This window comes from Streptomyces chartreusis NRRL 3882 (assembly GCF_900236475.1).
Taxonomy (GTDB): domain Bacteria; phylum Actinomycetota; class Actinomycetes; order Streptomycetales; family Streptomycetaceae; genus Streptomyces; species Streptomyces chartreusis_D.
In genome coordinates, this window is sequence record NZ_LT963352.1 from 6,042,546 (window position 1) to 6,059,615 (window position 17,070).

12 protein-coding genes and 1 pseudogene are annotated in these 17,070 nt (G+C 70.5%); 7 read left to right on the top strand and 6 right to left on the bottom strand.

The window, feature by feature from the left end; genetic code table 11:
* Nucleotides 1–11 precede the first annotated feature (11 nt).
* Nucleotides 12–257, top strand: coding sequence for a hypothetical protein (locus SCNRRL3882_RS27315; RefSeq protein ID WP_078602878.1), 246 nt, complete (start codon nt 12–14; stop codon nt 255–257).
* 107 nt (nt 258–364) lie between these two features.
* The gene (gene holA, locus SCNRRL3882_RS27320; RefSeq protein WP_197709819.1) at nt 365–1,354 is read left to right on the top strand and encodes a DNA polymerase III subunit delta; all 990 of its coding nucleotides are present in this window, start codon (nt 365–367) and stop codon (nt 1,352–1,354) included.
* Between the two features lie 11 nt (nt 1,355–1,365).
* Here the strand turns inward: holA and SCNRRL3882_RS27325 are convergent, their stop codons facing one another.
* Nucleotides 1,366–1,791 carry a VOC family protein gene (locus SCNRRL3882_RS27325; protein ID WP_029181320.1) on the bottom strand — a complete coding sequence of 142 codons (426 nt, stop codon included), beginning with the start codon at nt 1,789–1,791 and terminating at the stop codon, nt 1,366–1,368.
* A gap of 100 nt (nt 1,792–1,891) precedes the next feature.
* Here SCNRRL3882_RS27325 and SCNRRL3882_RS27330 point away from each other — a divergent pair.
* Nucleotides 1,892–2,288 (top strand): annotated as a pseudogene (locus SCNRRL3882_RS27330) (nuclear transport factor 2 family protein).
* A gap of 192 nt (nt 2,289–2,480) precedes the next feature.
* Here the strand turns inward: SCNRRL3882_RS27330 and rpsT are convergent.
* A complete protein-coding gene (gene rpsT / locus SCNRRL3882_RS27335; protein WP_010042013.1) occupies nt 2,481–2,747 on the bottom strand; it encodes a 30S ribosomal protein S20 in 267 nt (88 codons plus the stop codon).
* Between the two features lie 240 nt (nt 2,748–2,987).
* On the opposite strand from rpsT, the gene lepA reads away from it, so the two are divergent.
* Nucleotides 2,988–4,856: a translation elongation factor 4 gene (gene lepA, locus SCNRRL3882_RS27345; protein WP_010042015.1), complete on the top strand. Its 1,869-nt coding sequence runs from the start codon at nt 2,988–2,990 to the stop codon at nt 4,854–4,856.
* A gap of 265 nt (nt 4,857–5,121) precedes the next feature.
* Nucleotides 5,122–6,996 (top strand): AMP-dependent synthetase/ligase, encoded by a 1,875-nt coding sequence (locus tag SCNRRL3882_RS27350; protein ID WP_010042016.1) that lies wholly within the window; start codon nt 5,122–5,124, stop codon nt 6,994–6,996.
* 3 nt (nt 6,997–6,999) lie between these two features.
* Here the strand turns inward: SCNRRL3882_RS27350 and SCNRRL3882_RS27355 are convergent, their stop codons facing one another.
* Together SCNRRL3882_RS27355 and SCNRRL3882_RS27360 are read right to left on the bottom strand one after the other, a co-directional pair.
* Nucleotides 7,000–7,455 (bottom strand): response regulator, encoded by a 456-nt coding sequence (locus tag SCNRRL3882_RS27355; RefSeq protein ID WP_010042019.1) that lies wholly within the window; start codon nt 7,453–7,455, stop codon nt 7,000–7,002.
* On the bottom strand, nt 7,452–11,525 hold the full coding sequence (locus SCNRRL3882_RS27360; RefSeq protein ID WP_102515032.1) for a HAMP domain-containing protein: 4,074 nt from the start codon (nt 11,523–11,525) through the stop codon (nt 7,452–7,454). Before SCNRRL3882_RS27360 ends, SCNRRL3882_RS27355 begins: the two co-directional genes overlap by 4 nt.
* A 192-nt stretch (nt 11,526–11,717) precedes the next feature.
* Between SCNRRL3882_RS27360 and SCNRRL3882_RS27365 the strand changes: the two genes are divergently transcribed.
* On the top strand, nt 11,718–13,997 hold the full coding sequence (locus SCNRRL3882_RS27365) for a SpoIIE family protein phosphatase (protein ID WP_029181321.1): 2,280 nt from the start codon (nt 11,718–11,720) through the stop codon (nt 13,995–13,997).
* A gap of 27 nt (nt 13,998–14,024) precedes the next feature.
* Complete coding sequence (gene hemW / locus SCNRRL3882_RS27370; RefSeq protein ID WP_010042030.1) at nt 14,025–15,257, top strand: radical SAM family heme chaperone HemW; 1,233 nt, start codon at nt 14,025–14,027, stop codon at nt 15,255–15,257.
* A 137-nt stretch (nt 15,258–15,394) separates the two neighbouring features.
* Here hemW and SCNRRL3882_RS27375 read toward each other — a convergent pair whose 3' ends face one another.
* On the bottom strand, nt 15,395–16,201 hold the full coding sequence (locus tag SCNRRL3882_RS27375) for a DUF3097 domain-containing protein (protein ID WP_029181322.1): 807 nt from the start codon (nt 16,199–16,201) through the stop codon (nt 15,395–15,397).
* A 34-nt stretch (nt 16,202–16,235) separates the two neighbouring features.
* Nucleotides 16,236–16,967: an MBL fold metallo-hydrolase gene (locus tag SCNRRL3882_RS27380; RefSeq protein WP_029181323.1), complete on the bottom strand. Its 732-nt coding sequence runs from the start codon at nt 16,965–16,967 to the stop codon at nt 16,236–16,238.
* Between the last annotated feature and the right edge of the window lie 103 nt (nt 16,968–17,070).

Consider the following 17,070-nt stretch of genomic DNA (forward strand, 5'->3'; position numbering starts at 1 on the left):
CAATGGCCGGCGTGAGTGATGTGCGACATGTGCTGGTGCTGCCCGACAGGGACGCGGCGGAAGAGGTGGTCCAGGCGCTCCCCGAGCGTTTCGGCGTCGTCGAGGAGCCGCGGCTCGTGCGGGACGCGCTGGCCGGCGAGGACGACGCCGAGGACGCGCAGTGGCTGGTCGTCCTCAGGGACGAGGAAGAACGCTTGGACCCCGGGGAGCTGGACCGGTTCGCGGGGGAGTGGGAGGGCTGGCGGGAGGAGCCGTAGGCCGCCTCTGGAGGAGCCGTAGGCCCGCTCGGGAGGGACGAAGCCCGGCGGGGACGCCATGAGCCCTTCGGGACCCGCTGTCAGTGCCGCGTGGGATGCTTGTCGCGATGGCCAGGAAGACTGCGAATGACGACCCTCTCGCCCCCGTGACGCTCGCCGTGGGCCAGGAGGAGCTGCTGCTCGACCGTGCCGTGCAGGAGGTGGTGGCCGCCGCGAAGGCCTCCGACGCCGACACGGACGTGCGGGACCTGACCCCGGACCAGGTGCAGCCCGGCACGCTCGCCGAGCTGACGAGCCCGTCGCTCTTCGCGGAGCGCAAGGTCGTCGTCGTACGCAATGCGCAGGACCTGTCGGCCGACACGATCAAGGACGTGAAGGCCTATCTCGGGGCGCCCGCCGAGGAGATCACCCTAGTGCTGCTGCACGCCGGCGGGGCCAAAGGGAAGGGGCTGCTCGACGCGGCGCGCAAGGCGGGGGCGCGCGAGGTGGCCTGTCCGAAGATGACGAAGCCGGCGGACCGGCTGGCGTTCGTGCGGGGCGAGTTCCGGGCGGCGGGCAGGTCCGCCACGCCGGAGGCGTGCCAGGCGCTCGTCGACGCGATCGGGAGCGATCTGCGGGAGCTGGCGTCGGCGGTCTCGCAGCTGGCCGCGGACGTCGAGGGGACGATCGACGAGGCGATCGTCGGGCGGTACTACACGGGCCGGGCCGAGGCGTCGAGCTTCACGGTCGCCGACCGGGCGGTCGAGGGCCGGGCGGCGGAGGCGCTGGAGGCGTTGCGCTGGTCGCTGGCGACCGGGGTGGCGCCGGTGTTGATCACGAGCGCGCTGGCGCAGGGCGTCCGGGCGATCGGGAAGCTGTCGTCCGCGCGTGGCGGACGCCCGGCCGATCTCGCGCGGGAGCTGGGCATGCCCCCCTGGAAGATCGACCGCGTGCGGCAGCAGATGCGGGGCTGGACCCCGGACGGGGTGGCCGTGGCGCTGCGGGCGGTGGCCGAGGCGGACGCGGGCGTGAAGGGCGGCGGGGACGATCCCGAGTACGCCCTGGAGAAGGCGGTGGTCACGATCGCGCGGGCGGCTCGCTCCCGGGGCCGGGGCTGAGGCCGCGGGACTCAGTACAGGGGCTGACCGATCCCCAGGAGGTTGCCCTCGCTGTCACGGAACCAGGCGCCGCGTTCTCCCCGGGCGCCCTTGCTCGGGTAGTTCCCCTCGATCTCGGCGATCCCGCCCTCCGTGCGGAAGCCGGGCACGTCGACCTCCTCGAAGACCACGCCGCGCCGCTTGAGCTCCGCCACGGCGGCCTCGATGTCGTCGACCTCCAGCGCCATCTGGGTGAAGGTGCCGGGCGAGGCCCCCGTCGACCGGAACAGCACGAATTCCCCGCCGCCGCAGCGGTACAGCAGCCCACCGGGCCGTTCGTCGACCGGCTCAAGGCCGAGTTTCTCGGCGTAGAAGCGCCGCGCCCGGTCCAGGTCCCGGGCGGGGAGCCGGGTCGCCACGCGGACCCCGGCCAGCACGTTTGCGTCCTCTGCGGTCATGCCTCCACTGTGCCGTGATCGAGTCGCCCTCCTCCTGTCGAGGAGGAAAATCGGGTGTATCAGCCGTATGTCGCCAAGTGACGGAGAGGTGGCGAAGGTCATGGCTGAGCACCCGCACGCAGCGCTCGTCCGCAAGGGCTGAAGCCTTCCAGCGCGGAGACATGGACACCCTCCGCGGCATCATGACCGGGGACTGTACGCACCATGTGCCCGGCTCGCATCCGCTCTCGGGGGACTTCAAGGGGATCGATTCGATCATCAACGACTACTACGGCCGGCTCTCATCGGAGACCGGCGGGTCGTTCCGGGTCGAGCTGCTCAACGTGTTCGTCGACGGCCGGGGACACGCCGTCAGCGTGCACCGCTTCACCGCCGACCGGGGCGACAAGCACATCGACGAGCACGGAGGCATCGTCTTCCGGGTCGTCGGAGACAAGATCAGCGATCTCGACGAGTGCCTGGAGGACATCGACAAGAGCAACGCGTTCTGGTCGTGACCACCGGCCGCCGCGCGGGCATGCCGAAGGCCCCGCCGCCCACCCTGGGGAAGGGTGAGGCGCCGGGGCCTTCGGTTGAAGCTGGTGAGCTCGTCCCCGCGTGGCGAACGCAGGCCGCGGACGAGCTCGGGGTGCCGGACGGGAGCGGATGAGAGAGGGCCCGCTCGAATCCCTCCGGCGTCACATCAGACGTCAGCCCTTGAGCGCGGCGACCTTCTGAGCCAGCGCCGACTTCTTGTTGGCAGCCTGGTTCTTGTGGATGACGCCCTTCGAGACGGCCTTGTCGAGCTGACGCGCGGCAGCGCGCTGGTACTCGGTGGCCTTCTCGACGTCACCCGCGGCAGCAGCCTCACGAGCCTTGCGGATCGCGGTCTTGAGGGAGGACTTGACGGCCTTGTTGCGCAGCCGCGCCTTCTCGTTGGTCTTGATCCGCTTGATCTGGGACTTGATGTTCGCCACGAATGAGCCTTCTCAGGTTCTGGCACGGGGCCGCACGGGTGCCGCACGGTCCGGTACCGGGTGATTTCTTGAAGGAGTGCCTCCCGCGAGAGGGCACGAGGCACAGCCCCCCACGGTACCAGCGGGCGCATTCATGGCCCAAACCCGTCCATGGTCCCCACCCGTGGGACCATGGAGGCTACGTATCGATCCGACCCGAGACCGCAGACACTGCGGACGCCTCAAGAATCAGGACCCTGCGTGCCCGCGATCCCTAGCCATGTGCCCGAGCCGAGCCGTACCGACCCGGCTCTGATCCGCAATTTCTGCATCATCGCGCACATCGACCACGGCAAGTCCACGCTCGCCGACCGGATGCTCCAGCTGACCGGAGTGGTCGAGCAGCGGCAGATGCGTGCTCAGTACCTCGACCGCATGGACATCGAGCGTGAGCGCGGCATCACGATCAAGTCCCAGGCGGTGCGACTCCCGTGGGCCCCCTCCCACGACAAGAGCAAGACGCACATCCTGAACATGATCGACACCCCGGGGCACGTCGACTTCACCTACGAGGTCTCGCGATCGCTCGCCGCCTGTGAGGGCACCATCCTCCTGGTCGACGCCGCCCAGGGCATCGAGGCGCAGACCCTCGCCAACCTCTACCTGGCGATGGAGAACGACCTCACGATCATCCCCGTGCTGAACAAGATCGACCTGCCGGCCGCGCAGCCCGAGAAGTTCGCCGAGGAGCTCGCCCACCTCATCGGGTGCGAGCCCGACGACGTGCTCAAGGTCTCCGCCAAGACCGGGCTCGGTGTCGAGGCGCTGCTGGACAAGGTCGTCGAACAGGTCCCGGCCCCGGTCGGTGTGAAGGACGCCCCCGCGCGCGCCATGATCTTCGACTCCGTCTACGACTCCTACCGCGGCGTGGTGACGTACGTCCGTGTCATCGACGGGCAGCTCAACAAGCGTGAGCGCATCAAGATGATGTCCACGGGCGCCACGCACGAGCTGCTGGAGATCGGCACCAACTCGCCGGAGATGCTGTCGTCCGACGGTCTCGGCGTCGGCGAGGTGGGCTACCTCATCACCGGCGTGAAGGACGTCCGCCAGTCCAAGGTCGGTGACACCGTCACCAGCCAGTCCAAGGGTGCCGTGGAGCCGCTGGGCGGCTACAAGGACCCCAAGCCCATGGTCTTCTCCGGCCTCTACCCCCTGGACGGCTCGGACTACCCGGAGCTGCGCGAGGCCCTCGACAAGCTCCAGCTCAACGACGCCGCGCTGGTCTACGAGCCGGAGACCTCCGCCGCACTCGGCTTCGGCTTCCGTGTCGGCTTCCTCGGCCTGCTGCACCTGGACGTGATCCGGGAGCGGCTGGAGCGCGAGTTCGGGCTCGACCTGATCGCCACCGCGCCGAACGTGGTCTACCGCGTCGTCATGGAGGACGGCAGCGAGCACACCGTCACCAACCCGAGCGAGTTCCCCGAGGGCAAGATCTCGGAGGTCTACGAGCCGGTCGTGCGGGCCACCATCCTGGCGCCCAGCGAGTTCATCGGCTCGATCATGGAGCTGTGCCAGACCCGGCGCGGCACCCTGCTCGGCATGGACTACCTCTCCGAGGAGCGGGTCGAGGTCCGCTACACCCTGCCCCTCGCCGAGATCGTCTTCGACTTCTTCGACCAGCTGAAGTCCAAGACCCGCGGTTACGCCTCGCTCGACTACGAGCCCACCGGCGAGCAGACCTCCAGCCTGGTCAAGGTCGACATCCTGCTGCACGGCGACAAGGTCGACGCGTTCTCGGCGATCACCCACAAGGACCAGGCGTACGCCTATGGCGTGCGGCTCGTCGCGAAGCTCAAAGAGCTCATCCCGCGGCAGGCCTTCGAGGTGCCGGTCCAGGCCGCCATCGGCTCCCGGGTCATCGCCCGCGAGACCATCCGCGCCATCCGCAAGGACGTCCTCGCCAAGTGCTACGGCGGTGACATCTCCCGTAAGCGGAAGCTGCTGGAGAAGCAGAAGGAGGGCAAGAAGCGGATGAAGATGGTGGGTTCCGTGGAAGTTCCGCAGGAGGCGTTCATCGCCGTCCTGTCGAGCGATGACAGCGCGGGGTCGGGCAAGGGCAAGAAGTAATCACGGATTACCTTGGGTTACACCGCAAACCGGGTAGAACAGGGGCCCGTCGTGCGCAAGTGCGGCGGGCCGTTGTGCGTACGTGGGGTAGCTCTCTGTACGAAGTGACAGGCCGCGGACCCTTACGCAGCGGCCGGTCGACCTTTACTCTGATCCCTGCTCGATAGTTACTCGCGAGTTAAACAACGGCTCGCGAACAGCAGCTCGTGAGTGAAAACCAGCCGCACCTGAGCCAGCCGCACCGTCGCGGGCCCCGGAGGATGTCGTGAGCGACACACAGACACTGATCGAGAACCGTCCGCCGTCCGTGGCGGGCCTCTTCCTGGACCGCGTGGCGGCCACGCCGGACGCCGAGGCCTACCGTTATCCGGTGCCCGCGTCCTCCGGGCAGGGGCCGGACGACTGGAAGTCGCTGAGCTGGGCGCAGGCCGCCGAGCGGGTCTACGCCATCGCGGCCGGGCTCATCGAACTGGGCGTGCAGCCCGAGCAGCGCGTCGCCCTCGCGTCCAGCACCCGCATCGAGTGGATCCTCGCCGACCTCGGCATCATGTGCGCCGGCGCCGCCACGACCACGGTCTACCCGCAGACCAACGCCGAGGAGTCGGCGTACATCCTGTCGGACTCCGAGAGCCGGGTGCTCATCGCGGAGAACGTCGAGCAGCTGGCCAAGGCGCAGGAGAAGCGCGGCGAGCTGACCGACCTCACCCACGTCGTGGTCATCGACCCGGCCGGGGTCGAGACGGCCGACTGGATCCTCACCCTGGACGAGCTGGAGAAGCGCGGCGCGGCCCGGCTGGAGAAGGATCCCGACCTGGTCAAGGAGCGGGCCGGCGCGATCACCAAGGACCAGCTGGCCACCCTCATCTACACCTCCGGCACCACCGGCCGCCCCAAGGGCGTGCGCCTCCCGCACGACAACTGGTCGTACATGGCGAAGGCGATCGCCGCGACCGGGCTGATCAGCAGCGAGGACGTGCAGTACCTGTGGCTGCCCCTCGCGCACGTCTTCGGCAAGGTGCTCACCTCCGGCCAGATCGAGGTCGGGCACGTCACCGCGGTGGACGGCCGCGTCGACAAGATCATCGAGAACCTGCCGGTGGTGCAGCCGACGTACATGGCGGCCGTGCCGCGCATCTTCGAGAAGGTCTACAACGGAGTCGCCGCCAAGGCCCGGGCGGGCGGTGGCGCCAAGTACAAGATCTTCCAGTGGGCCGCCGAGGTCGCCCGTGAGTACGCCAAGGTCGCCCAGGACAACTTCCGGCGCACCGGGACCATGTCCGTGCCGTTCGGGCTGGGCGCGAAGCACAAGGTCGCGGACGCGCTGGTGTACGCCAAGATCCGGGAGGCCTTCGGCGGGAACCTGCGGGCGTGCGTCTCGGGTTCGGCGGCGCTGGCACCCGAGATCGGGTACTTCTTCTCCGGCGCCGGCATCCACATCCTGGAGGGCTACGGCCTGACCGAGTCCTCGGCGGCGTCTTTCGTGAACCCGGGCGAGGCCTACCGCACCGGTACGGTCGGCAAGCCGCTGCCCGGCACGGAGGTGCGCATCGCCGACGACGGGGAGATCCTGCTGCGCGGCCCGGGCATCATGGAGGGCTACCACAAGCTGCCCGAGAAGACCGCCGAGGTACTGGAGGCGGACGGCTGGTTCCACACCGGGGACATCGGGGAGCTGTCGCCCGACGGGTATCTGCGGATCACCGACCGCAAGAAGGACCTGATCAAGACGTCGGGCGGCAAGTACATCGCGCCGGCCGAGGTCGAGGGGCAGTTCAAGGCGGTGTGCCCGTACGTCTCCAACATCCTCGTGCACGGGGCCGACCGGAACTTCTGCACGGCGCTCATCGCGCTCGACGAGGTCGCGATCACGGAGTGGGCGAAGGAGAACGGGCTGGCGGGGAAGTCGTACGAGGAGATCGTTTCCTCGCCGGTCACGGTGGAGATGGTCGACGGGTATGTGAAGCAGCTCAACGAGGGGCTTCAGCGGTGGCAGACGATCAAGAAGTTCCGGTTGCTGCCGCGGGATCTCGATGTCGAGCACGGTGAGATCACGCCGAGTCTGAAGTTGAAGCGGCCGGTTGTGGAGCGGGAGTACAAGCATCTGATCGAGGAGATGTACGAGGGGGCTCGCGAGGCGTAGGGGCTAACTACCCGGTTCCACCCGGCGTTTCAGGTCCTGGATCTCTGCGCGCAGGCGTTCCACCTCTCTGCCTTTGCGGTAGAGGTCCAGGAAGACGCTCACCTTGGCCCGTAGGACCCACGGGTCGAACGGCTTGGTCACGTAGTCGGCGGCGCCTGTGGCGTAGCCGCGGAAGGCGTAGCCCGAGTCGTCGTCCGCGCCCGTCAGGAAGATGATCGGGACGTCGCGGGTCTGGTCCAGGCGTTTGATGTGGGCGGCCGTCTCGAAGCCGTCCATGCCGGGCATGCGGATGTCGAGCAGGACCAGGGCGATGGGCTGGCGCAGCACGGCCTTCATCGCCTCCTCGCCGGAACGGGCGCGTATCAGAGGCTCGTTGAGGGAGGCGAGGACGGCCTCCAGGGCGGTCAGGTTGTCCTCCATGTCGTCGACCAGGAGTATTCCGGCGCGTGCGGTGCTCATGACGGTCGGTCCTCCTCCGCGCCCTCCGTTCCCTGCGTGTCGTCCGTGCCGTCCGTGTTCAGCAGTTCGCACACGACCGTCAGCAGCCGGTCGATGTCCACCGGCTTGGGCACGTAGTCGTTGGCGCCGCGGGCGATGGACTTCTCGCGGTCGCCGGGCATCGCCTTCGCGGTCAGGGCGACGATGGGCAGGTCCGCCCAGCGCGGGGTGCGGCGGATGGCGGAGATGGTCTCGTAGCCGTCCATCTCCGGCATCATGATGTCCATCAGGACCAGTTCGACGTCCGCGCTGCGCTCCAGCGTCTCGATGCCCTCGCGGCCGTTCTCCGCGTACAGCACGGTCATGCCGACGCGGCCCAGGACATGGGTGAGGGCGAAGACGTTGCGGATGTCGTCGTCGACGATCAGCACTCGCCGCCCGGCCAGGATCCGGCCCGGCCTGCCGGACGTCCACGCCTCCAGCCTGGTCGGCGAGGGCCAGGCGTCGTCCGTGTCGTACGCGGCCGGGAAGGGTCCCGCGGTGGCCGGCTGGAGGGGCAGGGACACTTCGGGGTGATCCTCGGGGGCCGGTCCCGGCGCGGTGTGACCGGGGCTCAGGACAGGCACGTACAGGGTGAACCTGGAGCCCTTGCCCGGTTCGCTCTCGGCGACGATCCGGCCGCCGAGCAGGCCCGCGATCTCCCGGCTGATGGACAGTCCGAGGCCGGTGCCGCCGTACTTGCGGTTGGTGGTGCCGTCGGCCTGCTGGAACGCCTCGAAGATCACCGGGAGTTTCTCCGGCGCGATGCCGATGCCGGTGTCGGACACGGCGAAGGCGATGACGTCGTCGGTGTCCCGCACTGCCCCGCTCTCGGCTCCGCTCGAGCGCGGGGACCCCCATCGGTGCTCCGCGTCCTGCACCCGGTCGACCCGCAGCTCGACCTTGCCCGACGCGGTGAACTTGATCGCGTTGGAGAGGAGGTTGCGCAGGATCTGCTGGAGGCGCTGTTCGTCCGAGTACATCTCGCGCGGTACGTCCTCGCCGACCGCCACCTCGAAGGCGAGCCCCCGGTCGATGGTGAGGGGGCGGAACGTGGCGTGGACGTAGTCGAGCAGCTTGATCAACGGCAGTCGTTTCGGGCGTACGTCCATCCGGCCCGCCTCGATCTTCGACAGGTCCAGGATGTCGTTGATGAGCTGGAGGAGGTCCGAGCCCGAGCGGTGGATCGTCGTCGCGAACTGCACCTCCTGGTCGGAGAGGTGGCCGTCCGGGTTGTCGGAGAGCAGCCGGGCCAGGATCAGCAGGGAGTTCAGCGGTGTGCGCAGCTCGTGCGACATGTTCGCCAGGAACTCGGATTTGTACTGCGAGGACGTGGCCAGCAGGGCGGCCTTCTCCTCCAGTTCGGCGTTGGAGCGCTGCAGCTCGCCCTGCTGCTTCTGGAGTTCGTCCGAGCGCTCCTGGAGCTGCATGGCGAGGCGCTGGGACTCGCCGAGCAGGGACTCCGTGCGGGAGTTGGCGATGATCGTGTTGATGGCGACGCCGATGGTGTTGACGAACTGGTCGAAGAAGGCCAGGTGCACATCGGAGAAGCGGGAGAAGGAGGCGAGCTCGATGACACCGAGCAGCTTGTCCTCGAAGAGGATCGGGATGATGACGATCGTGGTCGGGGCCGCCTCGCCCAGACCGCTGTTGATCTTGATGTAGTCGGGCGGGGCGCCCTCGACCAGGATCCGCTTCTTCTCCCGGGCCGCCTGCGCGACCAGGCCGTGCACCGGGAGGGCGCCGGTCTCGACGGTCGCGTCCTGGGCGGCGCCGTAGCCGGCGATGAAGGCCAGGCCCTTCGTCGGCACGGTCGTGCGCAGGGCCGCGCCGTCCTCGTCGGGGTCGGCCAGGTAGAACGCGCCGTACTGGGCGTTCACCAGCGGGGTCAGCTCGCGCAGTATCAGGTCGGCGACCTCCATCAGGTCGCGGTGGCCCTGCATCAGGGCGGCGAGGCGGGCCAGGTTGGACTCCAGCCAGTCCTTCGCGCGGGTCGTCTCGCGCAGGTTGGCCACCATCAGGTTGATGTTGTCCTTCAGCTCGGCGACCTCGCCGCGGGTCTCGACCGTGATCGAGCGGGACATGTCGCCCTGGGCCACGGCGGAGGCGACCTCGGCGATCGCGCGGACCTGGGTGGTGAGGTTCGAGGCCAGTTCGTTGACGTTCGTCGTCAGGCGCTTCCAGGTGCCGTAGACGCCCTCGACCCGGGCCTGGCCGCCGAGTTGGCCCTCGGAGCCGACCTCGCGGGCCACGCGCGTGACCTCCGAGGCGAAGGAGGACAGCGTGTCGACCATCGTGTTGATCGTGGTCTTCAGCTCCAGGATCTCGCCGCGCGCGTCCACGTCGATCTTCCGCGACAGGTCGCCCTGCGCCACGGCCGTCGCGACCTGGGCGATGTTGCGCACCTGGGAGGTGAGGTTGTCGGCCATCGAGTTGACGTTGTCCGTCAGGTCCCGCCAGACGCCGGAGACGCCCAGCACCTGGGCCCGGCCGCCGAGCCGGCCGTCGGTGCCGACCTCGCGGGCGACGCGCGTGACCTCGTCGGCGAAGGCGCGCAGCTGCTCCACCATCGTGTTGACGGTGTCCTTGAGCTCGAGGATCTCGCCGCGGGCGTCGACCGTGATCTTCTTCGACAGGTCGCCGTTGGCCACGGCCGTCGTCACCTGGGCGATGTTGCGGACCTGCGAGGTCAGGTTCAGGGCCATGAAGTTGACGTTGTCGGTGAGGTCCTTCCAGACGCCGGAGACGCCCCGGACCTGGGCCTGCCCGCCGAGGTTGCCCTCGGTGCCGACCTCGCGGGCGACGCGGGTGACCTCGTCGGCGAAGGCGGAGAGCTGGTCGACCATCGTGTTGATCGTGGACTTGAGTTCCAGGATCTCGCCCTTGGCCTCCACCGTGATCTTCTTGCCGAGGTCGCCCTGCGCGACGGCGGTGGAGACGAGCGCGATGTTGCGCACCTGGGAGGTCAGGTTGTCGGCCATGAAGTTGACGTTGTCGGTGAGGTCCTTCCAGACGCCGGACACGCCCCGGACCTGGGCCCGGCCACCGAGGTTGCCCTCGGTGCCGACCTCGCGGGCGACGCGGGTGACCTCGTCGGCGAAGGCGGAGAGCTGGTCCACCATCGTGTTGATGGTCGACTTGAGCTCCAGGATCTCGCCCTGCGCGTCGACCGTGATCTTCTGGGACAGGTCGCCGTTGGCCACGGCCGTCGTCACCTGGGCGATGTTGCGGACCTGCGAGGTCAGGTTCGACGCCATGAAGTTGACGTTGTCGGTGAGGTCCTTCCAGACGCCGGAGACGCCCCGGACCTGGGCCCGGCCGCCCAACTGGCCCTCGGTGCCGACCTCGCGGGCGACGCGGGTGACCTCGTCGGCGAAGGCGGAGAGCTGGTCCACCATCGTGTTCACGGTCAGCTTCAGCTCCAGCAGCTCGCCGGTCGCCTCCACCGTGACCGTGCGGGTCAGATCGCCGCGTGCCACCGCCGTCGTGACCGCCGCGATGTCCCGCACCTGGGCCGTCAGCCGGGACGCCATCGTGTTGACGGCCTCGGTCACGTCCCGCCAGCTCCCCGACAGGCCCTGCACCTTGGCCCGGCCGCCGAGCCGCCCCTCGGTGCCGACCTCGCGCGCGACCCGTGTCACCTCGCCGGTGAACAGGGAGAGCTGGTCCACCATCCTGTTCACGGCCCGGCCGAGGCGCCGCAGGTCGCCGCGTAATTCCCGCGTGCCGTCGTGCAGATCGACCCGCTGCGTCAGATCGCCGCCGGCCACCGCGTCCAGCACGCGCGTGGCGTTCGCCGCCGGGGCGACCAGGGCGTCGAGCAGCTGGTTCACGTCGTTGACGCGGGACGTCCACAGTCCCTGCCCCGGACTGGCGGAGAGCCGCTCGTCGAGCCGGCCGTGCCGCACCAGTTCCCGTCTCACCCGCCGCACCTCGGTGGTGAAGTGGACGCTGCGGTCCATGATCTGGTTGTAGACCGCGGTGAGTTCGGCCACCATCCCGTGGCCGGTTTCCGGCACTTTGGTGAAGTCGCCGTCGCGTGCGGCTGTCATGGCCGCGAGCAGGGGACGCAGATCGGATGCACGAATCAGACCGTCTTCGTACCGGTCTTCGACCACAGGAGGAGCGCTTTTCTCACTCATGACGGCCCACTTCGGTAACTCGGCGCTTATGGGCGTGGCCAGTCTGTCACCCTGTCGGCATCGACTGTGGCGTATTCGTACGAACTGCCCGGGGAGCTGTCCATGGGGGCCATTCCGACGCAACGGGAGACCGCTTCCCGTGCCTCAGAGGCGCCTGCCCACGCTTCGGAGATGCCTGTGCCCCTGCACGAAGGGGCCGTCTCCGAGGAGTGTGCGCTGCCTTCCGAGGCGCCGGTGCTCGGGCCAGAGGCGCCCGCGCTCACCGCTGAGGCGCCCGCCAAGGAGCGCGCGCGGGCGTACGCGACCCTGTCCGGCAGCTCTCTCGCGCCGGGCTCCGCTCGCGCCCTGGTACGCGCGGCGATCGACGAGTGGACCGGACTCGGCCTGCCCGGCGCCGAGCACCTCACCGACCGTCTCGCCGACGACGCCCTGCTCGTCGTCAGCGAACTCGTCACCAACGCGGTCGTGCACGCCGGCACCGACGTCCAGCTGGAGTGCCGGCTGGAAGGCGACGACAAGGACACGGCCGCGCTCCTCGTCGAGGTCTCCGACCACCATCCCTCACGCGCCCCGCGCGGCGGCGAGCCGGAGACGCCGCACGACACCCCGGAGTACGGGCGCGGCCTGCGGCTCGTCGGCGCGCTCTCCGAGGCCTGGGGCATCACCTACCGCACCGGCCGGAAGACCGTGTGGGCGCGGTTGCCCGCCGGGGGTTGTGCGGCCGCCGAGCAGATCGAGGCGTACGCCGGGGAGCACGCGCTGGCGCGCGGGCTGCGGATGGCGGAGATCCTGGCACCGGAACCGCCCCCCGGGCGGGACGGCCGGGAGGGCGACCGGGGCCGTCGGCGTGCCGGGCACGACGGGAACGAGCCGCAGGGTGGGTACGCCCCGCAGGACGCGCACGACCTACGGGACGTGCAGGATCCCGGCGGCTCCGACGACCCGCGTGGCTCCGACGACCCGCGTGGCTCCCATGACCAGCGCGGCTCGCGCGACCTGCGCGACTGGCACGACCTGCGGGACTGGCGGGAACGGTACGAGGACTGCGACGGCCGCGACGGACGTGACGGCTCCTGGCTGGGCCGCGGTGCCCTCTCCTTCCTCGCCGAGGCCTCCGACCTTCTCGCCGGACAGCTCGACGAGGACCTGGTCGCCGCTCTCGCCGGGCAGTTGATCGTCCCCCGGCTGGCCGACTGGTGCGCGGTGTGGCTGGAGGACGAGGCCACCGCCGGCGGCTGGAGCGGCGGGGCCGGAGCGGGCGGGCCCCGGCTGGCCCGGGTCTGGCACGGCAGCGAGAACCGCATCGAGGAGCTGCGCCGGTCCCTGGAGAAGGACGCACCGCACCCGTCCGACCCGTTACGGTCCGGGCCGGTCGACTACCCCTGGCCCGGCGAGGCGCTCGGTGACGCCCCCGGCGAGCCGGGCTCGGCCCTGGCGTACCGGCTCGTCGCCGGCGGACGCCCGCTGGGCACCCTCGTCATCGGACGGTCCGGTTCCGCCGGCTTCCCCGACGAGATCACCGGCCTCGTCGAGGACCTCAGCCGCCGGGTCGCGCTCGCCATCGGGGCCGCCCGCCAGTACGCCCGCCAGGCCACCATCAGCGCCGTGCTCCAGCGCGGACTGCTGCCCGGCGCCGTGGCCGAGATCCCCGGGGTGCGCAGCGCCCTCGTCTACGAGCCGTGCGACAAGGGCGGGCCCAGCGGCGACTTCTACGATCTGTTCCCGGCCGGCGACGGCCGCTGGTGCTTCGCCGTCGGCGACGTCCAGGGCAAGGGGCCCGAGGCCGCCGTCGTGATCGGCCTGGCCCGGCCCTGGCTGCGGCTGCTGGCCCGTGAGGGCTACCGGGTCGCCGACGTCCTCGACCGCCTCAACCAGCTCCTGCTCGACGACGCCACGGAGGCCGCGGACGCGGCGGCCCGCGCGCTGGTGGCGGCCGGCGCGCGGCCGACCCCGCCCGGCGACGGGCCCCAGACACGTTTCCTGTCCCTGCTCTACGGCGAGCTGGTCCCCTTCGAGGGCGGTGTCCGCTGCACGGTCGCCTCCGCCGGGCACCCGCTGCCCCTGCTGCTCGGGGCGGGTGGCGAGGTCCACACGGCCGCGCAGCCGCAGACCCTGCTGGGGGTCGTCGAGGACGCGACGTACACCAGCGAGACCTTCGAGCTGCGCTCCGGCGACACACTGCTGTGCGTCACGGACGGCGTGACCGAGCGGCGCTCGGGCTCCCGCCAGTTCGACGACGGGGACGGGCTGGCGACGGCGCTGGCCGGGTGTGCGGGGCTGGACGCGGAGCTGATAGCCGAGCGGATCAAGCGGCTGGTGCACGAGTTCGGGGCGCGGCCCCCGGCGGACGATCTGGCGCTGCTGGTGCTCCAGGCGGAGTGACCGCCCGGGTGCTGGACAATGGGACGTATGCCTTCCGCACTCCCCGACGGCGAGCCCGTCCCCGACGACGGCGCGCTGCCCGCGTCCGCGCTCGCCGGGGCGGCCGACCGCCCGCTCGGGTTCTACCTGCACGTTCCGTACTGCGCGACCCGCTGCGGCTACTGCGACTTCAACACCTACACGGCGACCGAGCTGCGCGGCAGCGGTGGCGTGCTGGCCTCGCGTGACAACTACGCAGAGACGCTGGTCGACGAGGTCCGGCTGGCCCGCAAGGTGCTGGGTGACGACCCGCGGCCCGTCCGCACGGTGTTCGTCGGCGGCGGCACGCCGACGCTGCTGGCCGCCGGTGATCTCGTACGGATGCTGGGGGCGATCCGCGACGAGTTCGGGCTGGCGCCGGACGCGGAGGTCACGACGGAGGCGAACCCGGAGTCGGTGGACCCTGCCTACCTGGCGGCCCTGCGCGAGGGGGGCTTCAACCGGGTCTCCTTCGGGATGCAGAGTGCGCGGCAGCACGTGCTGAAGGTGCTGGACCGGACGCATACGCCGGGGCGGCCGGAGGAGTGCGTGGCGGAGGCCCGCGCGGCCGGTTTCCAGCATGTGAACCTCGACCTGATCTACGGCACGCCGGGGGAGAGCGACGACGACTGGCGGGCGTCTCTGGACGCGGTGCTGGGGGCCGGGCCGGACCATGTCAGCGCGTACGCGTTGATCGTCGAGGAGGGGACGCAGCTGGCTCGTCGGATCCGCCGGGGTGAGGTGCCGATGACCGACGACGATGTGCATGCCGATCGGTATCTGATCGCGGACGAGGTGCTCTCCGGCGCGGGGTTCGAGTGGTACGAGGTGTCCAACTGGGCGACCTCACAGGCGGGGCGGTGCCTGCACAACGAGCTGTACTGGCGGGGGGCCGACTGGTGGGGGGCCGGGCCTGGCGCGCACAGTCATGTGGGCGGGGTGCGGTGGTGGAACGTGAAGCATCCCGGGGCGTATGCGGGGGCGCTGGCGGCGGGGAGGTCGCCTGGGGCGGGGCGTGAGGTGCTGTCGGAGGAAGACCGGCGGGTCGAGCGGATTCTGCTGGAGTTGCGGCTGCGGGAAGGTGTGCCGCTTGCGTTGTTGCGGGAAGAAGGGCTTGTCGCCTCGCGCAGGGCGTTGTCGGACGGGCTTCTGGATGCCGCTGCGTACGACGAGGGGCGTGCCGTGCTGACGTTGCGGGGGCGGTTGCTGGCCGATGCGGTGGTTCGGGATCTCGTGGACTGAGGTGCTGCGGCGTTGGTGCCGGGGCCGGGGCGTTGCGCAGCCCGGATGAGCGGGGTGCCGCCGCGCCCACCCGTGCCGCCCCTGGCGGCACGACTGCCCGCAGCTCAGCGCATGCCCGCAGCTGAGCAGCTCGGTCGCTACGCCGGTGTCGTCACGAAGTCGATCAGTTCCTCCACCCGGCCCAGTAGTTCCGGCTCCAGGTCCTTGTACGACCGTACGCCCGACAGGATCCGTTGCCAGGCCGCGCCCGTGTTCTCCGGCCAGCCCAGCGTCCTGCACACCCCCGTCTTCCAGTCCTGGCCGCGCGGGATCCGGGGCCACGCCTCGATGCCCAGGGACGACGGTTTCACCGCCTCCCAGATGTCGATGTAGGGGTGGCCGACGACCAGGGCGTGGTCGCTCGTCACCGACTGCGCGATGCGCCACTCCTTGGAGCCCGGCACGAGGTGGTCCACCAGGACGCCCAGCCGCGCGTCCGGGCCGGGGGCGAAGCCGGCGACGATCGACGGCAGGTCGTCGACGCCCTCCAGGTACTCCACGACCACGCCCTCGATGCGCAGGTCGTCGCCCCAGACCTTCTCGACCAGCTCGGCGTCGTGCCGGCCCTCGACATAGATGCGCCCGGCACGGGCCACGCGGGCGCGGGCGCCGGGGACGGCCACCGAACCGGACGCGGTACGGGAGGGGCGTGCGGGGCCGGCAGGCGAGGGGCGGACCAGCGTCACGACCCTGCCCTCCAGCAGGAAGCCGCGCGGCTCCATGGGGAACACCCGGTGCTTGCCGAAGCGGTCCTCCAGGGTCACCGTGCCCGCCTCGCAGCGGATCACCGCACCGCAGAAACCGGTGCCGGGCTCCTCGACCACCAGGCCCGGCTCCGCCGGAACCTCGGGCACCGGCTGCGGTTTCTTCCACGGCGGAGTCAGATCGGGCGAGTACTGGCGCATTCTGATGACGATAGGAGAAGCCGGTGGGTGGTGGTCACGGAGACACGCCGAAGCCGGCGGCCAGCGCGTCGCGCTGGGCGCGCACGAACGCCGCGTCCACCACCGCTCCGTGACCGGGCACGTACAGCGCGTCCTCCCCGCCCAGGTCGAGCAGCCGGTCCAGGGCGGCCGGCCAGTGCGACGGCACGGCGTCGGGGCCCGCCTGCGGCTCGCCGGACTCCTCGACCAGGTCGCCGCAGAACACCACCTCCGGATCACCCGGCACCAGCACCGCCAGGTCGTGCGCGGTGTGCCCGGGGCCCACGTTGGCCAGCAGCACCTGGCGCCCGCCGCCGAGGTCGAGGGTCCACTCGCCGGAGACCAGGTGGCGGGGCGCGACCAGCCGGTCGGCGGCCTCCTGGGCGGTGGTCTCCGCCAGGCCGTTGCGCACCGCGTCCGCGCGCAGCTCCTCGCGGTCCCGTACGCGCGTCAGCACCGCGTCCACGCCCACCGCGCCGAACACCTCCGCGTCCGTGAACTCCGCCACCCCGAAGACATGGTCGAAGTGGGGATGGGTCAGCGCGAGATGCGTCACACGGTGCCCGGTGAGCGACCGCGCCTGCTCGCGCAACCGCGCGCCCTCCGCCGGGCTCGACCCCGCGTCGATCATGAGGACCGCGCCGGCACCGGCGACGAGCCCCACCGTGCAGTCCCACACCGGGAGCCGGCACCGCCCCACCCCCGCCGCCACGCGCTCCCATCCGAGCTCTTCCCAAGTCACCGTCATACGGCGACGCTAGCGGTGAGCGCAGTCCGTGGCACGACAGCACGCGACCAGCCTTGCCGGGGGCGCACCCCACCGCCGTACACTGGGCGGGGAATGCTGGCAC

Excerpts from the sequence above, each read along its gene's own strand:
- holA (WP_197709819.1), top strand. The coding sequence starts at position 365 with ATGGCCAGGAAGACTGCGAATGACGACCCTCTCGCCCCCGTGACGCTC.
- SCNRRL3882_RS27325 (WP_029181320.1), bottom strand. The coding sequence starts at position 1,791 with ATGACCGCAGAGGACGCAAACGTGCTGGCCGGGGTCCGCGTGGCGACC.
- SCNRRL3882_RS27355 (WP_010042019.1), bottom strand. The coding sequence starts at position 7,455 with ATGAGCACCGCACGCGCCGGAATACTCCTGGTCGACGACATGGAGGAC.
- SCNRRL3882_RS27360 (WP_102515032.1), bottom strand. The coding sequence starts at position 11,525 with ATGACAGCCGCACGCGACGGCGACTTCACCAAAGTGCCGGAAACCGGC.
- SCNRRL3882_RS27365 (WP_029181321.1), top strand. The coding sequence starts at position 11,718 with ATGGGGGCCATTCCGACGCAACGGGAGACCGCTTCCCGTGCCTCAGAG.
- hemW (WP_010042030.1), top strand. The coding sequence starts at position 14,025 with ATGCCTTCCGCACTCCCCGACGGCGAGCCCGTCCCCGACGACGGCGCG.
- SCNRRL3882_RS27375 (WP_029181322.1), bottom strand. The coding sequence starts at position 16,201 with ATGCGCCAGTACTCGCCCGATCTGACTCCGCCGTGGAAGAAACCGCAG.
- SCNRRL3882_RS27380 (WP_029181323.1), bottom strand. The coding sequence starts at position 16,967 with ATGACGGTGACTTGGGAAGAGCTCGGATGGGAGCGCGTGGCGGCGGGG.